Annotated in this window: 16 protein-coding genes; 8 read left to right on the forward strand and 8 right to left on the reverse strand. The window is 69.5% G+C overall.

Annotated features, from left to right (window positions below; genetic code table 11):
- Positions 1 to 70 precede the first annotated feature (70 nt).
- Both RT2_RS20395 and RT2_RS20400 read left to right on the forward strand, forming a co-directional pair.
- Entirely contained in the window at positions 71 to 1,294 is a 1,224-nt protein-coding gene (locus RT2_RS20395; protein ID WP_072846632.1) for a low temperature requirement protein A, read from the forward strand.
- Between the two features lie 48 nt (positions 1,295 to 1,342).
- Complete coding sequence (locus RT2_RS20400) at positions 1,343 to 2,878, forward strand: bifunctional 3'-5' exonuclease/DNA polymerase (RefSeq protein WP_072846633.1); 1,536 nt, start codon at positions 1,343 to 1,345, stop codon at positions 2,876 to 2,878.
- Positions 2,879 to 2,893: 15 nt separating this feature from the next.
- On the opposite strand, the gene RT2_RS20405 is transcribed toward RT2_RS20400, so the two are convergent.
- Positions 2,894 to 3,547, reverse strand: coding sequence for a GAP family protein (locus RT2_RS20405; protein WP_072846634.1), 654 nt, complete (start codon positions 3,545 to 3,547; stop codon positions 2,894 to 2,896).
- 30 nt (positions 3,548 to 3,577) lie between these two features.
- On the reverse strand, positions 3,578 to 4,912 hold the full coding sequence (locus RT2_RS20410; protein ID WP_083577517.1) for a DUF1254 domain-containing protein: 1,335 nt from the start codon (positions 4,910 to 4,912) through the stop codon (positions 3,578 to 3,580).
- 137 nt (positions 4,913 to 5,049) lie between these two features.
- Here RT2_RS20410 and RT2_RS20415 point away from each other — a divergent pair, with 137 nt between their 5' ends.
- Positions 5,050 to 6,726: an FUSC family protein gene (locus tag RT2_RS20415; protein ID WP_072846636.1), complete on the forward strand. Its 1,677-nt coding sequence runs from the start codon at positions 5,050 to 5,052 to the stop codon at positions 6,724 to 6,726.
- A 66-nt stretch (positions 6,727 to 6,792) separates the two neighbouring features.
- Complete coding sequence (locus tag RT2_RS20420) at positions 6,793 to 9,144, forward strand: arylsulfatase (protein WP_072846637.1); 2,352 nt, start codon at positions 6,793 to 6,795, stop codon at positions 9,142 to 9,144.
- Between the two features lie 62 nt (positions 9,145 to 9,206).
- Here RT2_RS20420 and RT2_RS20425 read toward each other — a convergent pair whose 3' ends face one another.
- The 3 genes from RT2_RS20425 to RT2_RS20435 are packed head-to-tail and all read right to left on the reverse strand — an operon-like array spanning position 9,207 to position 12,651.
- A complete protein-coding gene (locus RT2_RS20425; RefSeq protein WP_072846638.1) occupies positions 9,207 to 10,067 on the reverse strand; it encodes an LLM class F420-dependent oxidoreductase in 861 nt (286 codons plus the stop codon).
- Between the two features lie 11 nt (positions 10,068 to 10,078).
- The gene (locus RT2_RS20430; protein WP_072846639.1) at positions 10,079 to 11,734 is read right to left on the reverse strand and encodes a SulP family inorganic anion transporter; all 1,656 of its coding nucleotides are present in this window, start codon (positions 11,732 to 11,734) and stop codon (positions 10,079 to 10,081) included.
- Positions 11,735 to 11,745: 11 nt separating this feature from the next.
- Positions 11,746 to 12,651: an HAD family hydrolase gene (locus tag RT2_RS20435; RefSeq protein WP_072846640.1), complete on the reverse strand. Its 906-nt coding sequence runs from the start codon at positions 12,649 to 12,651 to the stop codon at positions 11,746 to 11,748.
- A gap of 146 nt (positions 12,652 to 12,797) precedes the next feature.
- On the opposite strand from RT2_RS20435, the gene RT2_RS20440 reads away from it, so the two are divergent.
- The 3 genes from RT2_RS20440 to RT2_RS20450 are packed head-to-tail and all read left to right on the forward strand — an operon-like array spanning position 12,798 to position 15,397.
- The gene (locus RT2_RS20440; protein WP_072846641.1) at positions 12,798 to 14,105 is read left to right on the forward strand and encodes an ion channel protein; all 1,308 of its coding nucleotides are present in this window, start codon (positions 12,798 to 12,800) and stop codon (positions 14,103 to 14,105) included.
- Positions 14,102 to 14,911, forward strand: coding sequence for a trimeric intracellular cation channel family protein (locus RT2_RS20445; RefSeq protein ID WP_217635567.1), 810 nt, complete (start codon positions 14,102 to 14,104; stop codon positions 14,909 to 14,911). The genes RT2_RS20440 and RT2_RS20445 overlap by 4 nt, the downstream gene beginning before the upstream one ends.
- Positions 14,912 to 14,968: 57 nt before the next feature.
- Entirely contained in the window at positions 14,969 to 15,397 is a 429-nt protein-coding gene (locus RT2_RS20450; protein ID WP_072846642.1) for a nitroreductase/quinone reductase family protein, read from the forward strand.
- Between the two features lie 104 nt (positions 15,398 to 15,501).
- Here RT2_RS20450 and RT2_RS20455 read toward each other — a convergent pair whose 3' ends face one another.
- On the reverse strand, positions 15,502 to 17,187 hold the full coding sequence (locus RT2_RS20455) for a SulP family inorganic anion transporter (RefSeq protein WP_245709103.1): 1,686 nt from the start codon (positions 17,185 to 17,187) through the stop codon (positions 15,502 to 15,504).
- Positions 17,188 to 17,304: 117 nt separating this feature from the next.
- Here RT2_RS20455 and RT2_RS20460 point away from each other — a divergent pair, with 117 nt between their 5' ends.
- Entirely contained in the window at positions 17,305 to 19,650 is a 2,346-nt protein-coding gene (locus RT2_RS20460) for an arylsulfatase (protein ID WP_072846644.1), read from the forward strand.
- 52 nt (positions 19,651 to 19,702) lie between these two features.
- Here the strand turns inward: RT2_RS20460 and RT2_RS20465 are convergent, their stop codons facing one another.
- Positions 19,703 to 20,320 carry an FMN reductase gene (locus tag RT2_RS20465; RefSeq protein WP_072846645.1) on the reverse strand — a complete coding sequence of 206 codons (618 nt, stop codon included), beginning with the start codon at positions 20,318 to 20,320 and terminating at the stop codon, positions 19,703 to 19,705.
- Positions 20,317 to 21,408: an LLM class flavin-dependent oxidoreductase gene (locus RT2_RS20470; RefSeq protein WP_072846646.1), complete on the reverse strand. Its 1,092-nt coding sequence runs from the start codon at positions 21,406 to 21,408 to the stop codon at positions 20,317 to 20,319. The genes RT2_RS20465 and RT2_RS20470 overlap by 4 nt, the downstream gene beginning before the upstream one ends.
- Positions 21,409 to 21,430: the final 22 nt, after the last annotated feature.

Genomic DNA, 21,430 nt, shown 5'->3' on the forward strand with positions numbered 1-21,430 from the left:
GGTAACAAGTCCAATTTTCTAGCTTACCGACGGCACCCGACACCACCTCAGTCGGTGGCACCATTGGCCGGTGAACACCTCGCGACACGTGCGCCTGCAGGCTACCGAGGAGCGCTCGTCGGTCTCTCCGCTGGAGCTCTTCTTCGACCTCGTCTTCGTCTTCGCGCTGACCGGGGTCACCGAGCTGATGGCCGGCGACGGCGGCTCGGCGCGGAACCTGGTGCGCGGGCTGCTGGCGATGGCGGTGCTGTGGTGGTGCTGGATCGGTTACGCCTGGCTGGGCAACGTGATCCGGGCCGACGAGGGTTTCGCCCGGGTGTCCCTGTTCTTCGCGATGGGGGCGATGTTCGTCGTCGCGATCACCATCCCCGAGGCGTTCGAGGACATCGCCGGCGGACTGTCCGGGCCGGTGGTCTTCGCGGTCGGCTACTTCTTCGTGCGGCTGATGCACCTGGTCACGTTCTGGCTGGTCAGCGCCGACGACCCCCAACTACGCAGGCAGCTGCTCCGTTTCGTCCCGTCGATGGCAACCGGCACCACGCTGCTGCTGGTCGCCTCGCAGCTCACCGGCGCCGCGCAGACCGCGATGTGGGTGGCCGCGCTGGTCGGCGACTACCTCGGCACCCTGTTCGGGGGCGAGGGCTGGCGGCTGAACTCGCCGAGCCACTTCGCCGAGCGTCACGGACTGATCGTGATCATCGCGCTCGGCGAGTCGATCGTCTCGATCGGCGTCGGGGTCGCAAACCTCCCGGTGTCCTGGCCGATCATTCTCGGCTCGATGCTGGGCCTGGCCGTCTCCGGCCTGCTCTGGTGGGCCTACTTCGACACCACCACCCTCGCCGCGGAGCGGGCCCTGGCCGCGGCAACCGGCGAACGGCAGATCCGGCTGGCCCGCGGCGGCTACAGCTTCCTGCACCTGCCGCTGGTGATCGGCATCGTGCTGCTGTCCGTGGGCCTGAAGAAGGTCCTGAACTACGCCGGCGACGGCAGCAGTCACTCGCTCACCGAACCGCTGCACGGGACGCCCCTGGTGGCCCTGTTCGCGGGCCCCGCCGTGTACCTGCTCGGGCTGGCCGCCTTCAAGGCGTACGTCACCGCGACGATGGGCCCGGTCAACGCGCTGCGGGTCGCGACGGCGGCGGTGCTGCTGTTGCTGATCCCGCTCGCCGGGCAGCTCCCGGCCCTGGCCGCACTCGGCCTGCTCGCCGCGGTGCTGCTGGCGCTGGTGACCTACGAGACGCTCGGGTTCGCCGACCACCGGGAGGAGATCCGGCACGGCGCGCACCCGGCCTAGCCGGACCGCCGCGCCACCTCCTGGCCGCGGCACGGCACACTGGCCGGGGTGAGGATCGTGACGGTGCCCGGGCCCGAGCACACCCACGTGACCCGCACCGACGACGCCGGCCGCCCGGTCGGCGCACCGCTGGCCTTCCCCGACCCGGCCGCCGCGGTCCGCGCCCTCGAGCCCGAACACCCGCGCTGGGTGTGGCCGGACACCGCGGCCGTCTACCCCGCGGTGTTGCGCGCCGGGCTGACGGTGCGGCGCTGCCACGACCTGGCGTTGACCGGCGCGCTGCTGCGCACTCGGGCCGGGCGGCCGCCCGTCGCCGCGGCCGCCCCGGTCGACGACCGGCCCGGGCTGTTCGACGCCACGCCCTCCCGCGACCCCGCGGAGGTGCTCTCGGAGCACGCCGACCAGCTCGACCGGATCGGCGCGGACCCACGACTGCGGCTGCTGGTCGCCGCCGAGTCGGCCGGCGCGCTGGCCGCGGCGGAGATGAGCCACACCGGACTGCCGTTCTCGGCCGCCGCCCACCACGAGCTGCTCACCCGCGCACTGGGACCACGGACGTCGGGCGATGCGGTGCCACAACGGATTCTGGAGGTCACGGAGGAGATCGGGGCCGCCTTCGGCCGCCGCGTCAATCCCGCCTCGCACCCCGAACTGGTGGACGCCTTCGCCCGGGCCGGTGTCGAGTTGCCCTCCACCCGCGCGTACCTTCTGCGCGAGGTCGACCATCCAGCCGTGGAACCGCTGCTGCGCTACCGGGACCTCGCCAAGCTGCACACCACCAACGGGTGGGGGTGGCTGGACTCCTGGGTGCGAGGCGACCGGTTCCGGCCGGTGTACGTGCCCGGCGGCGTGGTCTCCGGCCGCTGGGCGAGCCGCGGCGGCGGGGCACTGCAGATCCCGAAGACGCTGCGCTCGAGCGTCATTGCCGATCCCGGCCACACCTTCGTGGTGGCGGACGCCGGCCAGCTCGAGCCCCGCATCCTGGCCGCGATGTCCGGCGACCGGCTGATGGTGGAGGCGGCGGGCGCCGACGACCTCTACGCGCCGGTGGCAGCGGAGGTGTTCGGCGGCGACCGGGCCAAGGCCAAGGTCGCGATCCTCGGGGTGCTGTACGGCGCGACCGCGGGCGAGGCCCGGGCACTGCTCGCCATGCTGCGCAAGCGGTTCCCGGCCGCGGTGCAGTACGTCGAGGAGGCGGCCCGGGCCGGTGAGCGCGGCGAGGTGGTGCACTCCTGGCTGGGCCGCGCCTGCCCGCCGCCGGACCAGGCCTGGTGGTCCGGCGGCGACGCACACGCCCGCGGCCGGTTCACCCGCAACTTCGTCGTGCAGGCTACCGCCGCCGAGTGGGCGCTGTGCCTGCTGGCCGAGCTTCGCCGTCGCCTCGCCGACGACCCCGACGCCGAGCTGGTGTTCTTCCAGCACGACGAGGTGGTGGTGCACTGCCGCGACGCCGCCGCCGCGACCCGGCATGTGCTCGACGCAACGGCCGCGGCGACCCGACTTCTGTTCGGCGACACCGCGGTCCGGTTCCCGATGGATGTCGGGGTGCGACCGTGTTACGCCGACCCGGAGGACGCGCCTTAGTGCCTCGGCTCACCGTCAGGTCAACGCCAGCACGCCCCGGATCGTGAACAGCGCGCCGAACCCGAGGAACACCGCCACGCCGAGTTCCTTGTTGCGCCGGACCATCCAGGTCTTCGCGGTGTCCAGCCCGCGCCGCGCCCGGTCCCCGAGCAGGACGAAAGCGCCGATGGGCACCAGGAAGTCCAGGCTCGCCGCCAGCAACAGCAACGCCGTGCCGAAGATGGCCTGCGGCCACGTCGAGTCCGAGCTGGAGATGATGGTCATCCCCGAGAGCATGATGAACAGGTTCGGGTTGAGGTTCGCCAGGACCAACCCGATCGCGAACGCCCGCCGCGGCGTCGCCTCCTCCAGCTCGAGAATCCACTTCGGCTTCTCCGCCGAGAGTTTCGTCCGCTTCACGAACTGCACCAGACCCACGACCAGGAACAGCACGCCGACGGTGAGGCCGACCCAGTGCGAGACGGTCTGCGAGGTCGCCGACGCATCGCCGGCCCCGCCCAACAGGGACGCCGCGCCGATCACCGTGTACACCAACAGGAAAGCGCCACCGAAGCTCAACGCGTTGGGGATCGGCTTGTCCGACTGCAACAGCAGCACACACCCCGCGACCGCGGCGGGCGTGACAATAAGGCCGATCATCTCCGGCAACAACAGCAGCAGCTCGCCCATCGTGCTCCCTCAGTTCGCGGTGAAAGTGTTTCAGGCCTTGAGAATCGGCGGGATCTCATAGGTGCCGTCGAACACCTCAGGACGCGGGCTGTACATCCGCAGCAGCGGCCGGAACCCACCCGCCGGGGTGGGCAGCCAGTTCGCCCGCGCGGTCGGGTCGGTGGGCGCGGTCGCGCTGAGCGCGAGGGTCAGCGAGCCGTCTTCGGCGTACACCAGTCCGGGAGTACGGTCACCGATCGAGTACCGGTCGATCTCGTTGGCCACCAGGTAGTAGTCGGGCACGTCGTACATCGTGATCGACCAGAACGCGTCCACCGGTGGCGCCTGGGCAAAGGTCAGGGTGTAGCTGCGCTCACCCGTCAACTCGTCGCCGTCGCCGTCCAGGTAGACCGGGGAGTACGCCGCCTCGTAGCCGTGGTTGCCCCACAGTCCGCCCATCGCCGCGGCCGCGCGCAGCCCGATTGCCTTCGCGCGGTCCGCGATCCGCCACTCCGGCGAGTCGATCGTGCCGACCTCGAAGTAGTCGTCGTTGTAGTCGAAGATGTGGAACGGCTGGTGCCAGCCGTTGACGATCGTGTCCCCGGCACCGGACCTCAGCGCGGCGACGAGCTCGTCGTGTCCGGCCTTCGCCCCGGCCTCGAGCGCGGCCACCAGGTCCGGGTCGGCCGCCGGATACGGGCTGCCCCCGGCCTCGAGCAGGCCGAGCGGCGCGAAGGCCCGCTGCAGCGGCAGGTCCCGCGCGGCGGGCGGGTACGCCGGCAGGTACGCCCGCAGTTTCTCCCAGAACGCCAGCGCCTCCGGCACATCGGGGTCGGGGGTGGGCAGCCCCAGCGGCCGGTCCTGCTCGCCGACTTCCGTCAATGTGAGCCGCTCCTGCAGGGTGCGGACGTGGGGCAGGTCCGCCTCGCCGTTACACGCCCACCGCCCCACGATCGACCCGACCGCAGTGGGGAAGGCGATACGGGTCACGCCGGCCGGCGTCTGTCCCGTCCAGCCCGGAGGGGTCAGCAGGTACCGCCCCGCGGCCGTCCCGGTGGCACGCTCGCCCACGTACGCGAAGTTGTCGGTCCACGCGTCCACGAACTGGAGCACGTAGTACCTGCCGTCGGTGTCCGGGACCTCCAGCAGCAGCGGACCGTTCGTCAGGTCCAGCTGACACATCGAGTACACGGTGTCGTTGTTGATGGAGACGAAGGTGTCCTGCGGCCCGGCCAGCGTGGCGGCGTGGCTGAACTGGTTGAACGGCGCGGCCGGGTTGGAGCCGATGCCGGTGGTGACGTAGCGCCGTACCTGGTCGAGGTTGAACACCAACGGAAATCCGTACACGTAGGCCTTCGCGGCCAGCTTCTCGAGATCCACACTCACAACGCGCTCCTGTTCGACGACGACAGACTCGATCGCATCAGCCCTGGGCCGTCCCCACATCACCCGCCGAGCATGAGCCTCGACGGTCACTACGATCAGTTCCGTGTCAGCTCCACCGCCCCGCTCGGCCGCGCCCCGTGCCTGAGTCGCACGGCCCGCCGTCCCCGGCACCCGCACGAGAGGTCCTGTTCGGGCTGCCGCCCGCGGGGCGACGCTGGCCCGGCGCCACCCGCGCGGCGTTCGCGATGGGGATCCCGGCGCTGGCCGCGGTCGCCCTCGGCTACCCGCAGCAGGCGCTGACCGTCACCATCGGCGCCTTCGCGGTGATCTACGGCGAGGGCAGGCCGTACCGCGCGCGGTGGAAGGTGGTCGCACTGGCGGCGCTGGCGCTGGTGGCCGCGTCCTGGGTCGGCGCCCTCGTCGGCGAACCGGTGCGCCACGCCATCGCCGACGGCGGATCGCCGGCCCTGTTGATGTGGGTGGTGCTGGTCATGTCGGCGGTCGCGGTGGTCGGGACGTACACCGTCGACTCCCTGCGCCTCGGCCCACCCGGCGTCTGGTTCTTCGTCCTCACCACCCAGATCGGCGCGCTGAACGTGCAGTCCGGCATGAGCCCGACCGAGATCGCGCTGTGGTGTGCCCTCGGCGGTGCCAGCGCGGTGGCCGTCTCGATGGTCGGCGCGCTGCGAACGCCACACGGGCCGGAAGTGGTGGCGTCCGCGGCCGCCACCACCGCGATCGACGACTACGTGGCCAGGCAGGCCGCGGGCCGGGGCTCGCCCGAGCTGCGACATCGGGCGGCGCAGATGCTGCAGGTGGCCTGGCAGAGCCTCTACGACGGCGGACTGGTCGCCCGCGGGCACCCGCTCGTCGAGGTCCTCTCGGCCGCCCAGGTGCGGCTGTCCGGCGCCATCCGCCGGGACCCCAGCCTGGACCCGGACTCGGATCTCGACGACGTCCGGCCGCAGCCGCCGATGCCCCGGCCAGGAGTGCGCTACCGGTTCCTGCGGGCCCTGCACCCGGACTCTCACGCCTGGACCTCGGCCACCCGGGTGCTGGTCGCCTGCCTGGTGGCCGGGGGCGTCACCGTCGCGATCGGGACCGACCGACCGGACTGGGCGGTGATCACCGCCGTGCTGGTGCTGCATCAGGGTCCGGACCGGATCCTGGGCACCTACCGGGGCATCCACCGGGTCGCCGGGACGGTGGTGGGGGTGGTGGTCTTCGCGGTCCTCTTCTCCCTGCACCTCAGCGGGGTGTGGCTGGTGCTGACGGTGATGGCACTGCAGCTGCTCTTCGAGCTGTTCGTCACCCGCAACTACGGCGTCGCGGTCGTCTTCATCACCCCCCTCGCCATCCTGATCGGCAACACCGGCCAACCGCACGCCGCCGTCGCACCGGTCGTGTGGGAGCGGTTGGTGGAGACCGCGGTCGGCGTGGCGGTCGCGCTGGTCGTGCTGTGGACGGTGGACCGCCACGCGCACCGTCGAGTCCTACGTTGGACCGACCGACGGGTGGCGCTGTTCACCGGACTGACCCTGCAGGCGCTGCGTGCCCCTGCCGGCGGAGACGCGTTGCTGCCGCTGCGCCGCGACCTGACCTTCGAGTTGCACAGTTCGTCGCTGGCGGGCATCGACGCCGCCCACAACGAACCGGCATGGGCGGCGGCCCGCTGGCCCGCTCACAGCGACCTGCACCACCTCGGATTCGACGTGCTGGCCGGCTGCTGGTCCGCCGCGGCGGGGCGGCGGCCCCCCGACGACGAGATCACCGGGTGGGAACGGCGGCTGGCGGCTTTCGCACGAAACGGGTGAGCCGCGGCGCCGTGGCCGTGCCTACCGTCGACAGGGACTCGTTGTCGACTGGAAGGAACTCCCCCCATGGCCGAGGAACTCCCCGGATCCGTGCTCCCCATCCCGGACCAGCAGTACCAGGGGCCGTTGTTCTTCGACGCCAAGCACCCCGAAGCGAAGCTGCCGCCCATCGAGATGCAGCGACCGCCGAAGGGCGCGCCGAACGTCCTGCTGATCCTGCTCGACGACGTCGGTTTCGGTGCGTCGAGCGCGTTCGGCGGGCCCGTGCACACCCCGACCGCCGAACGACTCGCCGCCGGCGGCCTCAAGTACTCCCGGTTCCACACCACCTCGCTGTGCTCCCCGACCCGCGCCGCCATGCTCACCGGGCGCAACCACCACGCGGTCGGCATGGGGCACATCACCGAGACCGCGACGCCCGCACCGGGTTACCGCTCCACCCGCCCCAACTCGTGCACCCCGTTGGCGGAGATCCTGCGTCAGAACGGCTACAACACAGCGCAGTTCGGCAAGTGCCACGAGGTGCCGGTGTGGGAGTCCGGCCCCACCGGCCCGTTCGACCACTGGCCGGCGTTCAGCGGCTTCGAGCGCTTCTACGGCTTCATCGGCGGCGAGACCAACCAGTGGCAGCCGGCCCTGGTGGACGGCGTCTCCGCGATCCTGCCGCCGGACGACCCGGACTACCACCTGATGCCGGACCTGGCCGACAAGGCCATCGACTACATCAAGCAGCAGCAGGCGCTCACCCCCGACAAGCCGTTCTTCACCTACTTCGCGCCGGGCGCCACGCACACCCCGCACCACGTGCCGAAGGACTGGATCGCCAAGTACAAGGGCAAGTTCGACCAGGGCTGGGACGCGGTCCGCGACGAGACCTTCCGCAAGCAGCTGCAGCTCGGCGTGATCGGCGCCGACTCGGACCTCACCGCGCGCCCCGACGGCATCATGGCGTGGGACGACGTCCCCGCCGAGCGCAAGCCGATCCTGGCGCACCAGATGGAGGTGTACGCGGCGTTCCTGGAGTACGCGGACTTCCACGTCGGGCGCGTCGTCGACGCCGTCGAGGAGATCGGCGAGCTCGACAACACGCTGATCCTGTACATCATCGGCGACAACGGCGCCTCCGCCGAAGGCGGCCTCGAGGGCACCTACATGATCACCACCGCTTCCAACGGCGGCGGCGAGTACGAGACCGTCGAGTTCTGGAACGAGCACCTCGACAAGATCGGCGGACCCGAGGCCTACAACCACTACGCGGTCGGCTGGGCGCACGCAATGTGCACGCCGTACCAGTGGACCAAGCAGGTGGCCTCGCACTACGGCGGCACCCGCAACGGCACGATCATGCACTGGCCGGGCGGCATCGAGGCCAAGGGCGAGATCCGCACCCAGTGGCATCACGTGATCGACGTGGCCCCGACCATCCTCGAGTTGGCGGGCCTCGCGCAGCCGCACACCGTCAACGGCGTCACCCAGGTCCCGATGCACGGCACGTCGTTCGCGTACTCGTTCAACGACTCCGGCGCCGACGAGCGGCACAGGACGCAGTACTTCGAGCTGATGGGCAACCGTGGGATCTACCACGACGGCTGGACCGCGGTCACCAAGCACCGCACCCCGTGGGACGTGGTGGCGAAGGCCCCGGACTTCTCGCTGGACGTGTGGGAGCTCTACGACACCACCACGGACTGGACCCAGGCACACGACGTCTCGGCGCAGCACCCCGAGAGGTTGGCGCAGCTGCAGCAGCTGTTCATCATCGAGGCGGCCCGCTACAACGTGCTGCCGCTCGACGACCGGGCCGCGGAGCGGATGAACCCGGCCATCGCCGGCCGGCCGACCCTGGTGCAGGGCGACAAGCTACGGCTGTTCGAGGGCATGACGAGGCTGAACGAGAACGTCGCGATCAACATCAAGAACCGCAGCTACTCGGTGACCGCGCAGATCCAGGTCCCCGACGCCGGCGCCGAGGGCGTGGTGGTCACGCAGGGCGGCCGCACCGGCGGCTGGTGCCTGTTCACCGAGGGCGGCAAGCTCGGATACCACTACAACTACTGCGGCCTGCGCCGGACGACGGTGCTCTCGGAGGACGATCTCGCACCCGGCGAGCACCAGGTGCGCGTCGAATTCGCCTACGACGGAGGCGGAATCGGCCGCGGCGGCACCGCGACGCTGTACATCGACGGCGACGACGCGGGCAGCGGGAAGGTCGAGCGCACCCACCCGCTGTACTTCTCGTTCGACGAGGGCCTGGACGTCGGCATCGATACCGGCATGCCGGTGTACGAGGGCTACAAGACCGAGCGGGGCAGGTTCAACGGCAGGATCGACTGGGCCGACATCGTGCTCGGGGACGACGACCACAGCCACCTGATCGACCCCGAGGACGCCCTCGCCGCGGTGCTCAAGCACCAGTAGGCGGCTCCGCCGCCCGTGAATCCTTCTGGTCCCACCAGGGGCCAGAAGGACTCACGGGCGCGTCAGCGCCACCGACGCGCGATGGCAGCGACCCAGCCCGGCGCCGCGTCCGGGTCTTCCGGCGGCGACTCGACGAGTACCAGCTCGTCGACGCCGAGCCGGGCAAGCCCAGCAAGGTCGCCGGGATCGGGTTCCCGCAGCGCGACGGCCAGCCGCAGCCCGCTCGGGTCCCGGCCCGCCTCCCGGCAGAGCCCGCGCAGGACGCCGATCCGCTCGGCGGCCTCGTCGACGCCGTGGAGGTTGAACCCGTACCAGCCGTCACCCCAGTCCGCGACGCGGCGCAGCGCGGCGTCGCTGTTGCCACCGAGGACCACGGGAATGCGGCGGTCACGAGCCGGCTTGGGATTGACCCGGACCGCGTCGAAGCCGACGAACTCGCCGTCGAACGACGCGACGTCCTCGCGCCACACCGCCCGCATGGCGGCGACGTACTCCGCGGTGCGCCGGCCCCGACGCTCGAACGGAACCCCCAGTGCCGCAAACTCTTCGCGCGACCACCCGACTCCGATGCCCAGCGTGAGCCGGCCCCCACTGAGCCGGTCGAGGGTGGCCGCCTGCTTGGCGACGAGGAGCGGGTTGTGCTCGGGCAGCAGCAGCACGCCCGTTGCGATACCGATTGTGCGGGTGGCCGCTGCGGCGAAGCTGAGCCCGACCATCGGGTCGAGCCAGTCCGCGGCCGCGGGCACCGCTATCCGCCCGTCGTCGGCATACGGATAGCGCGAGTCCGACCGGTCCACCATCACCACGTGCTCCCCCGACCACAGGGTGACGAACCCGGATTCCTCGGCGGCGACCGCGACCGCGTCGATCACCTCTCGGCGGGCGCCGGTGCCGATCCCCAGTGCGTGCAGTCCCAACCTCATCAGGTGCCGCCTCAGGTCTCGTCTGCCGTGCAGTGCCGCACCGCCTCCTCGACGGACGCGAAGACCCGGCCCGACTCCGCGAAGTGCCGACCCACTTCCGTCTTGCGGGCGGTCTCCAGGTCGCGCTGCGGGACGTCCGCGAAGTAGATCGTGACGCCGTGGTCGGACAACTCCTGCTCGAGGTCGCGGATGTGGTGCATGACGGTGGTGGTGACCTTCCACGCCCGGGAGCAGTCCAGCACGACGGTCTTCGCCCCTGCGGCGTCGATGCGTTCCCGGATCGCCGTGACGTTGGCCAGCACGTTGGCCGTGTACAGAGCCGAATTGATCCGCAGCACAGCCGGATCGGCCGGATCCGTCGGTGCGTCCTCGTCACCGCCGACCCACCGGCCGTCCGCGCCGCGGCGCAGCTGCACCACGTGCGGCCGGTTGAGCTCGCGCAGCACCAGGTACAGGGTGAACAGGACCCCGACGGCGACCGCGGGCAGCAGGCCCGCCGTCAGCCCGATCACCGCCGTCGCCAGCGCAATCCAGAACTCCAGCTTGTTGATCCGCCAGAACTGTCCGAACGCGCCGACGTCCACCAGCCCGAGGGTCGCGACCACCACCATCGCACCGAGCGTGGCCTGCGGCAGGTCACTGAGCACCGGGGCCAGGAACAGGGCCACCAGCACCGCGAGGGCGGCCGTCACCAGCCCGCTGGCCTGGGTGCGCGCCCCCGCGCGCAACGCCACCGCCGTCTGCGAGAACCCGCCGGCCGGCGGCAGGGTATGGAAGAACGCGCCCGCCACCGACGCGACACCGTTCGCCAGCATCTCCTGGTTGCTGTCGATCTGCGGCTCACCCGGCCTGCGCACCCCGCGCGCCACGGACACCGTCTCGAGGAAGGCCATCGCCGCGATCGCGAGCGCGCCTGGAATCAGCGCGCCGATGTCGTCGAGGCTCGGGATTCCGGGGAGCGGAATACCTTGTGGCACTTCCGCAATCAGCTCCACGCCGCGGCCGTCGAGGCCCGCGAACGCGACCAGCGCGATCCCGACCGCGACGACCACCAACGGTCCGGGGATCCGGGGTGCCAGCCGCGACATCGCGTACAGCCCACCGATGGACCCGGCGGCCAGGAGCACCGTGGCGCCGTTCGCGTCACCGATCTGACGCACCGCCGACCACACCACCCGGAAGAAGCCCGTCGCGTCCGGATCTGAGGGCACGCCGAGCAGCTTCGGCAGCTGACTCGCGGCCACCGTCAACCCGACGCCCACCTTGATCCCGATCAGCGTCGCCTCGTTGATGTTCTCGATGATCGACCCGAGCTTGAGCACGCGCGCCAACAGCAGGATGACGCCGACCAGGAGTGTCAGCGTCATGAGCGAGGTCTGCGCGTCGTCCGAGCCTGCCGCGATCCCGGCCCCGATCATCGTCGACGCCGTCAACAGTGCGATCGTCGACGTGGTGCTGACGCTGACGGCCCTGGCCCCGCCGAGCATCGCATACACGACCATCGGCACCATGCAGGTGTACAAGCCGATCTGCACCGGCAGATCCGCGATCGTCGCGTAGGCCATCGCCTGCGGGATCACCACCGCCCCGGCGCTCAGCCCCGCCACGACATCGGCACGGAGCCAACGCTTCTGGTACCCGACGAGGGTCGGTGCGAGCACGGCCACCCGTATCTCTCCTACGATTCCGTGGCCGGGAACACGGTGTCCCAGTCGTCCCGGACGCTCACCGTCGTCCATCCCTTGGCGGCGGCCGCCTTCAGCGCGTCCTCGGCGCCGGCGTCGTACGCGAACTCACGCTCTGCATCGTCATGGTGAACCAGCAGGCGCAGCGCGTCCTCTCGCGCGAACTCGAACATCGGGACATCACCGTTCGAATTCCCGCCGACCAGAAGCGGTTTGCGGCCGATCCGGCTCCAGATCCGGACCGGCTTCTCCGGACCGTCGTCCAGGAAGCCCATCGCCGAGGCGTAGGTGACCGCACCGTCGGCGTAGCTGAGCCCGAGACTGCTGCCGATCACCCGTTCCCGCGGAATGCCGTACAGCTGATCGCCCGCGGGCCGCATGAAGTCCCGGTCCCCGCCGGACGCGATGTAGGTCGCGAACCCGTGCGCCTCCAGGTACCGCAGCAACTCCACCATCGGCGCGAACACGCACCGGGTGAACGGCAGCCCCAGCGAGGGATGCGTGCCGGCGTCGAGAAACGCCCGGGCCGACTCGGTGTAGGCCTCCACTTCCTGCCCCGCCGACGCCCGCACCACGCCGGCCAGCAGCGTCTTCAGGTCGGAGTCGTCGCCGGCGTAGTGCTTGTCGACGGCCGCGGACAACCAGCCGAAGTCCTTGTCCACCACCGCCTTGTACGGCTGCTGTGATGCCAGCGCCGGATCGGCCGCCGCCAACTTCGCCCACAGCCCGAAGATGAATTGCAGCTGGATCGGCATCGGCTTCTCGGTCCAGAGGGTGCCGTCGTTGTCGAACACGGCGACCCGCTCGGCAGCCGGGATGCCCTGCGCCTCGACGCGGGCAACGAAGTCGGTGATCGCCGCTCGTGTATCGGTGTCGCGCCACAGTTCCAGTTCAGACACAAGGCCTCCCTCGTTCCGGCGCGATGTCGTCGCACCCCACCGGTGATGGTGCAGTCATCCCCGGCTCGCGTATTCACCCGCTCGGGGTGAACCCCCGGCGGCGGCCGTCCCCCATCCTCGAAGGACCGACACCGACGGGAGACTTCGTGTTGAACAGTGCGACCGCGGAATCCGAGCGCACGCCGACCACCCGGCAACTTGCAATGCTCGCCGTGCCCGCGGTCGCGGTGGGCGTCGGGTGTGCGTTGATGTTGACGGGCCTGAGCGTGCTGGCGGGCAAGCTGCAGAAACTGCTCTGGACCAGCCTGCCGGACTGGGCGGGAGTCACCGCGGACTCCCGCTGGTGGACCTTCGGGATGCTGACCGTCGTCGGCCTCGTGGTCGGCCTCGTCGTCTGGAAGATGCCCGGCCACGCCGGACCGGATCCGGCGACCACCGGCCTGGTCGCGAAACCCCTTGCCCCGTCAGTGCTCCCGAGCCTCGCCCTCGTCGTGGTGGTCGGCCTGGCCGGCGGAGTGAGCCTCGGACCCGAGAACCCGATCATCGCGATCAACACAGCCCTGACCGTCTGGATCGTCGGTCGGCTGTGGAAGCAGGTACCCACCGAGGTGGCGGTGATGCTGGCGGCCGCCGCCACGATCGGCGCGCTGTTCGGCACCCCGGTCGCGGCGGCGTTGGTCTTCACCGAGATGGCGGCCATGCACACCGGCGGGCAACTCTGGAACAAGCTGTTCGCACCACTCGTCGCGGCCGGCGCAGGGGCGCTGACCATGATCGTCCTGGCCCGGCCGATGCTGGCGGTCGAAGTACCCGGATACGACAATCCGGCACTGGTCGACCTCGTCAGCGGCACCGTCATCGCCGTCGCTGCCGCGCTGCTGTGCCTGGCCGCCGTATACGCGTTCCCCGTCCTCCACAGCTTCTTCCACCGGCTCCCCAACCCGCTGATCTCGATCACCGCCGGCGGCGTGCTGCTCGGCGTCCTCGGCGCGATCGGCGGTCCGCTCACCCTGTTCAAGGGGCTGGACGAGATGAAGGAGCTGACGGCGGTCGCCGACGACAAGTCCACCGCTCAGCTCGTCGTCATCACGGTGGTCAAGCTGCTCGCCCTGCTGGTCGCCGCCACCTGCGGTTTCCGCGGCGGCCGGATCTTCCCGGCGGTGTTCATCGGTGTCGCAGTCGGCCTGGTGGCACACAGCGCGGTACCGGGCATACCGCTGGTCGTCGCGATCGCGACCGGTGTTCTCGGCGCGACGATCGTCGTCGCACGGGACGGCTGGATCGCGCTGTTCATGGGTGCCGTGGTGGTCTCCGACGTACGCATCCTGCCCGTGCTGTGCATCGTCATCCTCCCGCTGTGGCTACTGGTCGCGAACCGACCGGAGATGCTGATTCCGTCGGGCCCGCCGCTCCAGAGCCCGCAAAGCGACCGGAATCAGGAGGTCACCTCGTGATCGCCGAAATCATGGCCGCAGGCACCACCACCTCACCCGTGGGCTTCGGCAGCTTCAAGATCACCGGGCAGCACACCTTCTTCGACCTGATTGCGGCCACCACGAATGCACTCAACGGTGCCCTGCTCGCCCGCCGCCCCGACCACTACCGCAACTTCACGGTGGTCGGCATCCTGCTGATGGCACTGATCGGCGGCATCGGCGGCGGCATCAGCCGAGACGTGATGCTCGCCGACATCCCCGCGGCCCTGCTCAACCCGGCCTACATCACCCTGTGCCTGGCGGCCGGCCTGGTCGGCTACTCCGTGGCGTTCGCATCCGGACAGCTGTTCCGGGAGGGCCTGTTCCAGTTCATGACCTCACTGTCCCTGCCCTGGTACGCCGTGGTCGGCGCGATGAAGGCGACCGAGCACGGGGTTCCGGTGCTCGGCGCGCTCGCCATCGCGATCGTCGGCCCGACCGCGGGCCGCTACATCATCGACGTCAGCTGCGGGGTCACTCCCAAGCAACTGGTTCGCGGCGAGTGGTTCGTGTTCACCGCGTTCCTCACCGGTGCGGTCTGGTTGGTGTTCAATGCCGTCGGGCTGAACAACTGGATTGCCGCGCCGGTCGCGGTCCTGATCGGCTTCGCCTTCCGGATGGCCGCGTTGTACCGCGCGTGGGAAGAACCTCTCGCCAAGGAGCCGAGCGGCGCCTACATCCACGACGACGGCCGGCCGCTGCTGGGGCGCAAGTTGCACAAGAAGTCCGAGCGGGAGCTCAAGCTCCTCGGACTCGTCCCCGGCGACCGGCCCGACGGGCCCTGAGCAAACCCGGCGACGGGAAAGCTGACCGCCCCGGACTCGGGGAGGAGAATTCACGGTATGAGCAGCCCCAGCGACTGGAACACGAACATCATCAACGAATTCCGGGCCAACCAGGGCCGAGTGGGTGGCCCTTTCGAGGGCGCCCCGCTGGTGCTGGTACATCACCGGGGTCGCAAGACAGGCCGCGATCTGGTGAGCCCGCTGATGTACCTGCAGGACGAGCACGATCCGGACACCATCTACGTCTTCGCCTCCAAGGCCGGCGCACCGTCCAATCCGGACTGGTACTACAACGTCGTCACCACAGGGAACGCGGAGATCGAGCGTGGCACCGAACAGCACCCGGTGGCTGTCACCGAGGTGACTGGCGACGAACGGGATCGAATCTTCGACGAGCAGGCGCGCCGGTATCCCGGCTTCGCCGAGTACGCGGAGAAGACCGCAGGCATCCGGACCATTCCGGTTCTGGCGCTGCGCCGCGCCTGAACCACATCGGCGGATTCCAGCGGTCATCGCAACACTCGTGCTCCTTCTGCCATGTTCAAGCTGGTGGACGGCGCGGCCACAGCCCACTGGGTCGGCGACGGCCCCTAGACCCGATCCGCCAGAGCCTCGTCGACTGTCCCGAAAACGTTGAGACGCTCGCCAGTTCGCGCCGTATCGGCGAGGACGTCCCGCACCTGCCCGATGTCGTGCGCGATTCGCAGCTCGATTCCATTGCGCTGCAACGTCGTCTGGAGTTGCATCAGCATCTCGGCGGCGCTGACGTCGACAAACGGTGACGTTTCTGCGTCGAGCACGACCACTCGGGTGGCGTCGGTGCACAGCTCCTCGATGCGCTCCTTGACGTGGTCGGCGTTGGCGAAGAAGAGTCCCGATTCCACCCGCACCACGACGGAATCGGCGAGCACGCCCGCATCCGGGTGGCGATCGGTGTCGACCCACGCCCCGCCCTGCTGTCCGAGCGAAGCGACGTGCGGTCGGGACGAGCGGTAGAGCAGCAGGAGCATGGACATCCCGATACCGATGACCAGACCGGGAAGCGTGTCGAACAGCAGCACGCCGAGCATCGCGGCGATCGCGGCGGCGAAGTCGGCCCGTGCGGCGAATCCGTAGATGGTGCCCAGGCGATGCGACCACACCCGGTAGAGCCTGCGCAGCGCCGCGAAGTCGACCAACTCGATCACCGCCGCGATGACGACGGCTGCGAGCGTCGCCTCGGGCAACTGCTCGAACAGGCCGGTCAGGAACAACAGCGTCACGATCGTCAAGACCGCCACCACGAGGCCGCTGAGCTGAGACTTCGCTCCAGCCGACCCGTTGACCGCTGTCTTGGACAGGCTCCCGTTGACAACCATGCCGGAGCTCAGACCGGAACCGAGGTTCGCGGCGCCCAGCCCGAGCAGTTCGCGGTTGGGGTCCACCTCGTATCCGGCCTTGGCGGCATACGTCTTTGCGGCGCCGAGTCCTTCGGCGAATCCGATCAGCAGCACGCCCACCGCAGGACCCGCCAGGTCGTAGTAGTCGTGCCAGCTGCGGCCGTGCGGGAGACCGAGAGACGGCAGTCCGGACTCGATGTGCCCCACGATCTCGACGCCGTGCTGGTCGAGCGAGAACACACTCACCGCCGCGATGGAGAGCAACACCACCACGAGGGAGCCCGGGAGCAGGGGAAGCCACCGTTTGAGCAGCAGAACCAGCGCCAGGCTCAGTGCCCCCACCGCCAGCGTGGGCCATTGAGTGTCGCCGAGGTGCCGGATCACACCCCAGGCCTGCTCGAAGAAGTCCCCGTCGGACTTCTCGACCCCGAACAGCTTCGGCACCTGCCCGACGATGATGGTCAGCGCCAGGCCGACGATGAAGCCCTTGAGCACCGGTTCGGAGATGAACGACGCCGCAAAACCGAGCCGGCAAAGCCCCGCGACCAGGCCCATCACGCCCGTCATGATGGCCAACACCGCGGTCAATGTCAGGTAGTGGCCGCCGTCGGCACCGGCCACCGGCGCGACGATCGCCGCGGACAGCGCCGCCGTCGCCGACATGGGTCCGACCACCAGGTGCCGGGAACTGCCCGCCGCCGCGTACAGCACGAGCGCCGGGACCGCTGCGTAGAGACCGACCACGGGGGCAACCCCGGCGATGGTGGCGTAGGCGAGCGACTCCGGCACCAGTACTGCCCACACGGTGAGCCCGGCGACCACGTCCGGCCGCAGCCACCGCCTGTCGTAGCCCTGCAGGGAGGAGAACAGGAACCACCGATTTCGCACACTTTCCACGGCTCCCATCGTGGGTGTTCACAGCTGTCGTCGCTTCACCTCACACGGATGATGCGGTCGTCTCTACGGCCACCGAAGATCGGCAACGACCGGAGTTCTGACGAGCAAGGAGTCATCGTGACCAAGGAATTCAAGGGCAGCATCAACCTCGACGTCCGGGACTCTGTGTCCGACTGGGATGCATTCCTCCCCGACAAGGCACCGAAGGGCGCACCGAACGTGCTGGTCGTCCTCTACGACGACACCGGGCAGGCGAGTTGGTCGCCGTACGGCGGGCGCATCAACATGCCGACCATGGACCGGCTCGCGCAGAACGGGCTGACCTACTCGCAGTGGCACACCACCGCGCTGTGTTCACCGACCCGGTCGACCTTCCTCACCGGGCGCAACCACCACCTCAACGGTTTCGCGTCGATCTCCGAGTCCTCCACCGGATTCCCCGGCTACAACTCGCACATCCCCCCGTCGAACGCCACGATGGCCAACGTCCTCCGCGACGCCGGCTGGTCGACGTTCTGGGTGGGCAAGAACCACAACGTGCCGATCGACGAGTGGACCGCGGGCGCGTCGAAGAAGAACTGGCCGCTCGCGCAGGGCTACGACCGCTTCTACGGCTTCATCGGCGGCGAGACCAACAACTGGTACCCGTCGCTCGCCGAGGACAACCGCTACATCGACCAGCCCTACTCTCCCGAGGAGGGCTACCACCTCTCCAAGGACCTCGCGGACCAGGCACTCAAGATGATCCGCGACGTCAAGCAGACCGAGCCGGAGAAGCCGTGGTACCTGTGGTTCTGCCCGGGCGCGAACCACGCACCGCACCACGCGCCGCAGGAGTACATCGACAAGTACAAGGGCATGTTCGACGACGGCTACGAGGCCTACCGCGAATGGGTTCTCGGCCGCATGGTCGAGAAGGGGATTCTCCCGGCGGACACCGACCTCACCCCGTTGAACCCGATGCCTCAGGGCACGTTCTCCCCCACCGACGAGGTGCGCCCGTGGGACGAGCTGAACGACGAGGAGAAGCGGATGTTCTCCCGGATGGCCGAGGTCTTCGCCGGCTTCTCCGAGTACACCGACGCCCAGGTCGGCCGGATCGTCGACTATCTCGAGGAGTCGGGCCAGCTCGACAACACGCTGATCATCTACTGCGCCGACAACGGCGCCTCCGGCGAGGGCAGCCCGAACGGCTCGGTGAACGAGGGCAAGATCTTCGGCGGCTACCCCGACGACGAGGAACAGAACCTCACCATGGTCGACAAGCTCGGCAGCCCCGACACCTACAACCACTACCCCACCGGCTGGGCGGCCGCGTTCTCGACGCCGTACAAGATGTTCAAGCGCTACACCTACCAGGGCGGCGTCTGCGACCCGCTGGTGATCCACTGGCCGGCGGGGATGAAGGCGCGCGGCGAGGTGCGCCACCAGTACCACCACTCCACCGACATCGTGCCGACCATCCTCGAGGCCTGCGGCGTCGAGTTCCCCGACACCTACAACGGCGTCGAGCAGACCCCGCTGTCGGGCGTCTCGATGAGGTACTCGTTCGACGCGCCCGCCGACGGACAGACGGCGAAGGAGACCCAGTACTACGAGATGTTCGGCCAGCGGGGACTCTGGCACAAGGGCTGGAAGGCCGTCTCGATACACGGTCCGGTCTCCGGTGTGAGCAACTTCGACAAGGACGAGTGGGAACTCTTCCACTCCGAGGTCGACCGCGCCGAGGCACACGACCTCGCGGCCGAGCACCCGGACAAGCTCGAGGAGCTCAAGGCCCTGTGGATGGCGGAGGCCGAGGCGAACAACGTCCTGCCGCTCAACGACCTCCAGATCATCGGCAACCCGAAGGACTTCGAGACCTTCGTGGGCATGGAGTTCCATCAGCCGGTGCCGCCGAGCGGTCAGTACGTGTACTACCCCGGCACGTCCGAGGTCCCGGAGCGCTCCGCCGCCAACGTGCACGGCGTCTCGTACAAGATCCTCGCCGAGGTGGACCTGACGCCGGACTCCCAGGGCGTGATCTTCGCGCACGGTTCGCGGTTCGGCGGCCATTCGCTGTTCATCTCCGGCGGCGTCGTCACCTACGCGTACAACTTCCTCGGCATTCCGCCGGAGGACCGCATCTCGGCCCCGGTGCCGACGTCCGGCAAGCACATCATCGGCGTCGAATTCACCAAGGATGGCATGGGGCCCAACCGAGAGGGCATCGGGCCGCTGAAGCTCTTCATCGACGACCAGCAGGTCGGCGAGCAGAAGATCCGCACGGTGCTCGGCCACTTCTCGCTGTGCGGTGAGGGGCTCTGCATCGGGTACGACAGCGCCGACCCGGTGTCGAGCGCGTACCCGGAGCCGCGGTTCGAGTTCCGGGGCGGCGAGATCGTGAAGGTGGTCTTCGACATCGCCGACGACGCCTACATCGACGTCGAGAGTCACCTGGCAGCGGCCATGTCCCGCGACTGACATCGACTGCGGCGGCGGGCATTCCGGTTGGAATGCCCGCCGCCGCTGTGTTCTACCGGACCTGCTGCGCCAGCAGTTGCTCGAACGGCACCGGATCGTCGAACGGGTCCGCCGGCGCGTGGTTCGCGCGCCCGGCGATCGCGTCGGCGAGTTCGCCGGCCGCGCGATCGATCCGACCGGCGAGCCCGCTCCCCGTTCCGCCCGAGCCCCAGTCCTCGGACGCGGCGAGCACGCCGGTGGGCACCGCCACCGCACGCAGGTACGCGAACATCGGGCGGACGGCGTGCTCGATCGCGAGCGAGTGCCGGGCGGTGCCGGCAGTCGCGCCGATCAGCACCGGCTTGCGGTCCAGCGCGCCGGGCTCGAGCACGTCGAAGAACGACTTGAACAGCCCGCTGTACGACGCGTTGAAGATCGGCGTGACCACGATCAACCCGTCGGCGCCGACGACGGCGTCGATCGCCCGCTTCAGGTCCCCGCTCGGGAATCCCGTGAGCATGTTGTTCATCAGGTCGTGGGCGTGGTCGCGCAGCTCGACGACCTCCACCTCGGCGCCCTCGCCGAGTTCGGCGAGGGCCCGGGTGGTGGCGGCGGCGAGCTGGTCGGCAAGCAGCCGCGTCGACGAGGGTTGCCCCAGGCCGGCGGCGACCACGGCAAGCCGGCGGGTCATCGGAGCGCCTGCCCGGCCCGGGCCGCCTCGACCCGCGCCCGGTGCGTCGGACCGTCCGGCACGTGCGCCGGGCGCAGCGCGTCGAGTTCCTTGCGCAGCACCGGGACGACCTCCTCGCCGAGCAGGTCGAGCTGCTCGAGCACCGTCTTGAGCGGCAGGCCCGCGTGGTCGACCAGGAACAGCTGCCGCTGGTAGTCGCCGAAGGTCTCGCGGAAGGTCAGCGTCTTGTCGATGACCTCCTGCGGGCTGCCCACGGTCAGCGGGGTCTGCTCGGTGAACTCCTCCAGCGACGGCCCGTGGCCGTACACCGGCGCATTGTCGAAGTACGGACGGAACTGCCGCACCGCGTCCTGCGAGTTCTTGGCCATGAACACCTGCCCGCCGAGCCCGACGACCGCCTGGTCTGCCGAGCCGTGACCGTAGTGCTCGTACCGGCGGCGGTACAGGTCGATCAGGCGCTTGAAGTGTTCCTTCGGCCAGAAGATGTGGTTGGCGAAGAACCCGTCGCCGTAGTAGGCGGCCTGCTCGGCGATCTCCGGGCTGCGGATCGACCCGTGCCAGACGAAGGGCGCCACCCCGTCCAACGGGCGCGGCGTCGAGGTGAAGGACTGCAGCGGGGTGCGGAAGTTGCCCTCCCAGTCGACTACGTCCTCACGCCAGAGCCGGTGCAGCAGTCCGTAGTTCTCGATGGCCAGCGGGATGCCCTGACGGATGTCCTGACCGAACCAGGGGTAGACCGGGCCGGTGTTGCCGCGGCCGAGCATCAGGTCGACTCGACCGTCCGCGAGGTGCTGCAGCATCGCGAAGTCCTCGGCGATCTTGACCGGGTCGTTGGTGGTGATCAGGGTCGTCGACGTGGACAGGATGATCCGCTCGGTGTTGGCGGCGATGTAGCCGAGCATCGTGGTGGGTGAGGACGGCACGAACGGCGGGTTGTGATGCTCGCCGCTGGCGAACACGTCCAGACCCACCTCCTCGGCCTTCTGCGCGATGGCGACCATCGCCTTGATCCGCTCCGCCTCGGTCGGCGTGTGCCCCGTGGTGGGGTCCGTCGTGACGTCGCCGACCGTGAAGATCCCGAACTGCATGCTCACTCCAATTTAGTTGACG

The organism is Rhodococcus tukisamuensis NBRC 100609 (assembly GCF_001894985.1).
Taxonomy (GTDB): domain Bacteria; phylum Actinomycetota; class Actinomycetes; order Mycobacteriales; family Mycobacteriaceae; genus Rhodococcus_G; species Rhodococcus_G tukisamuensis.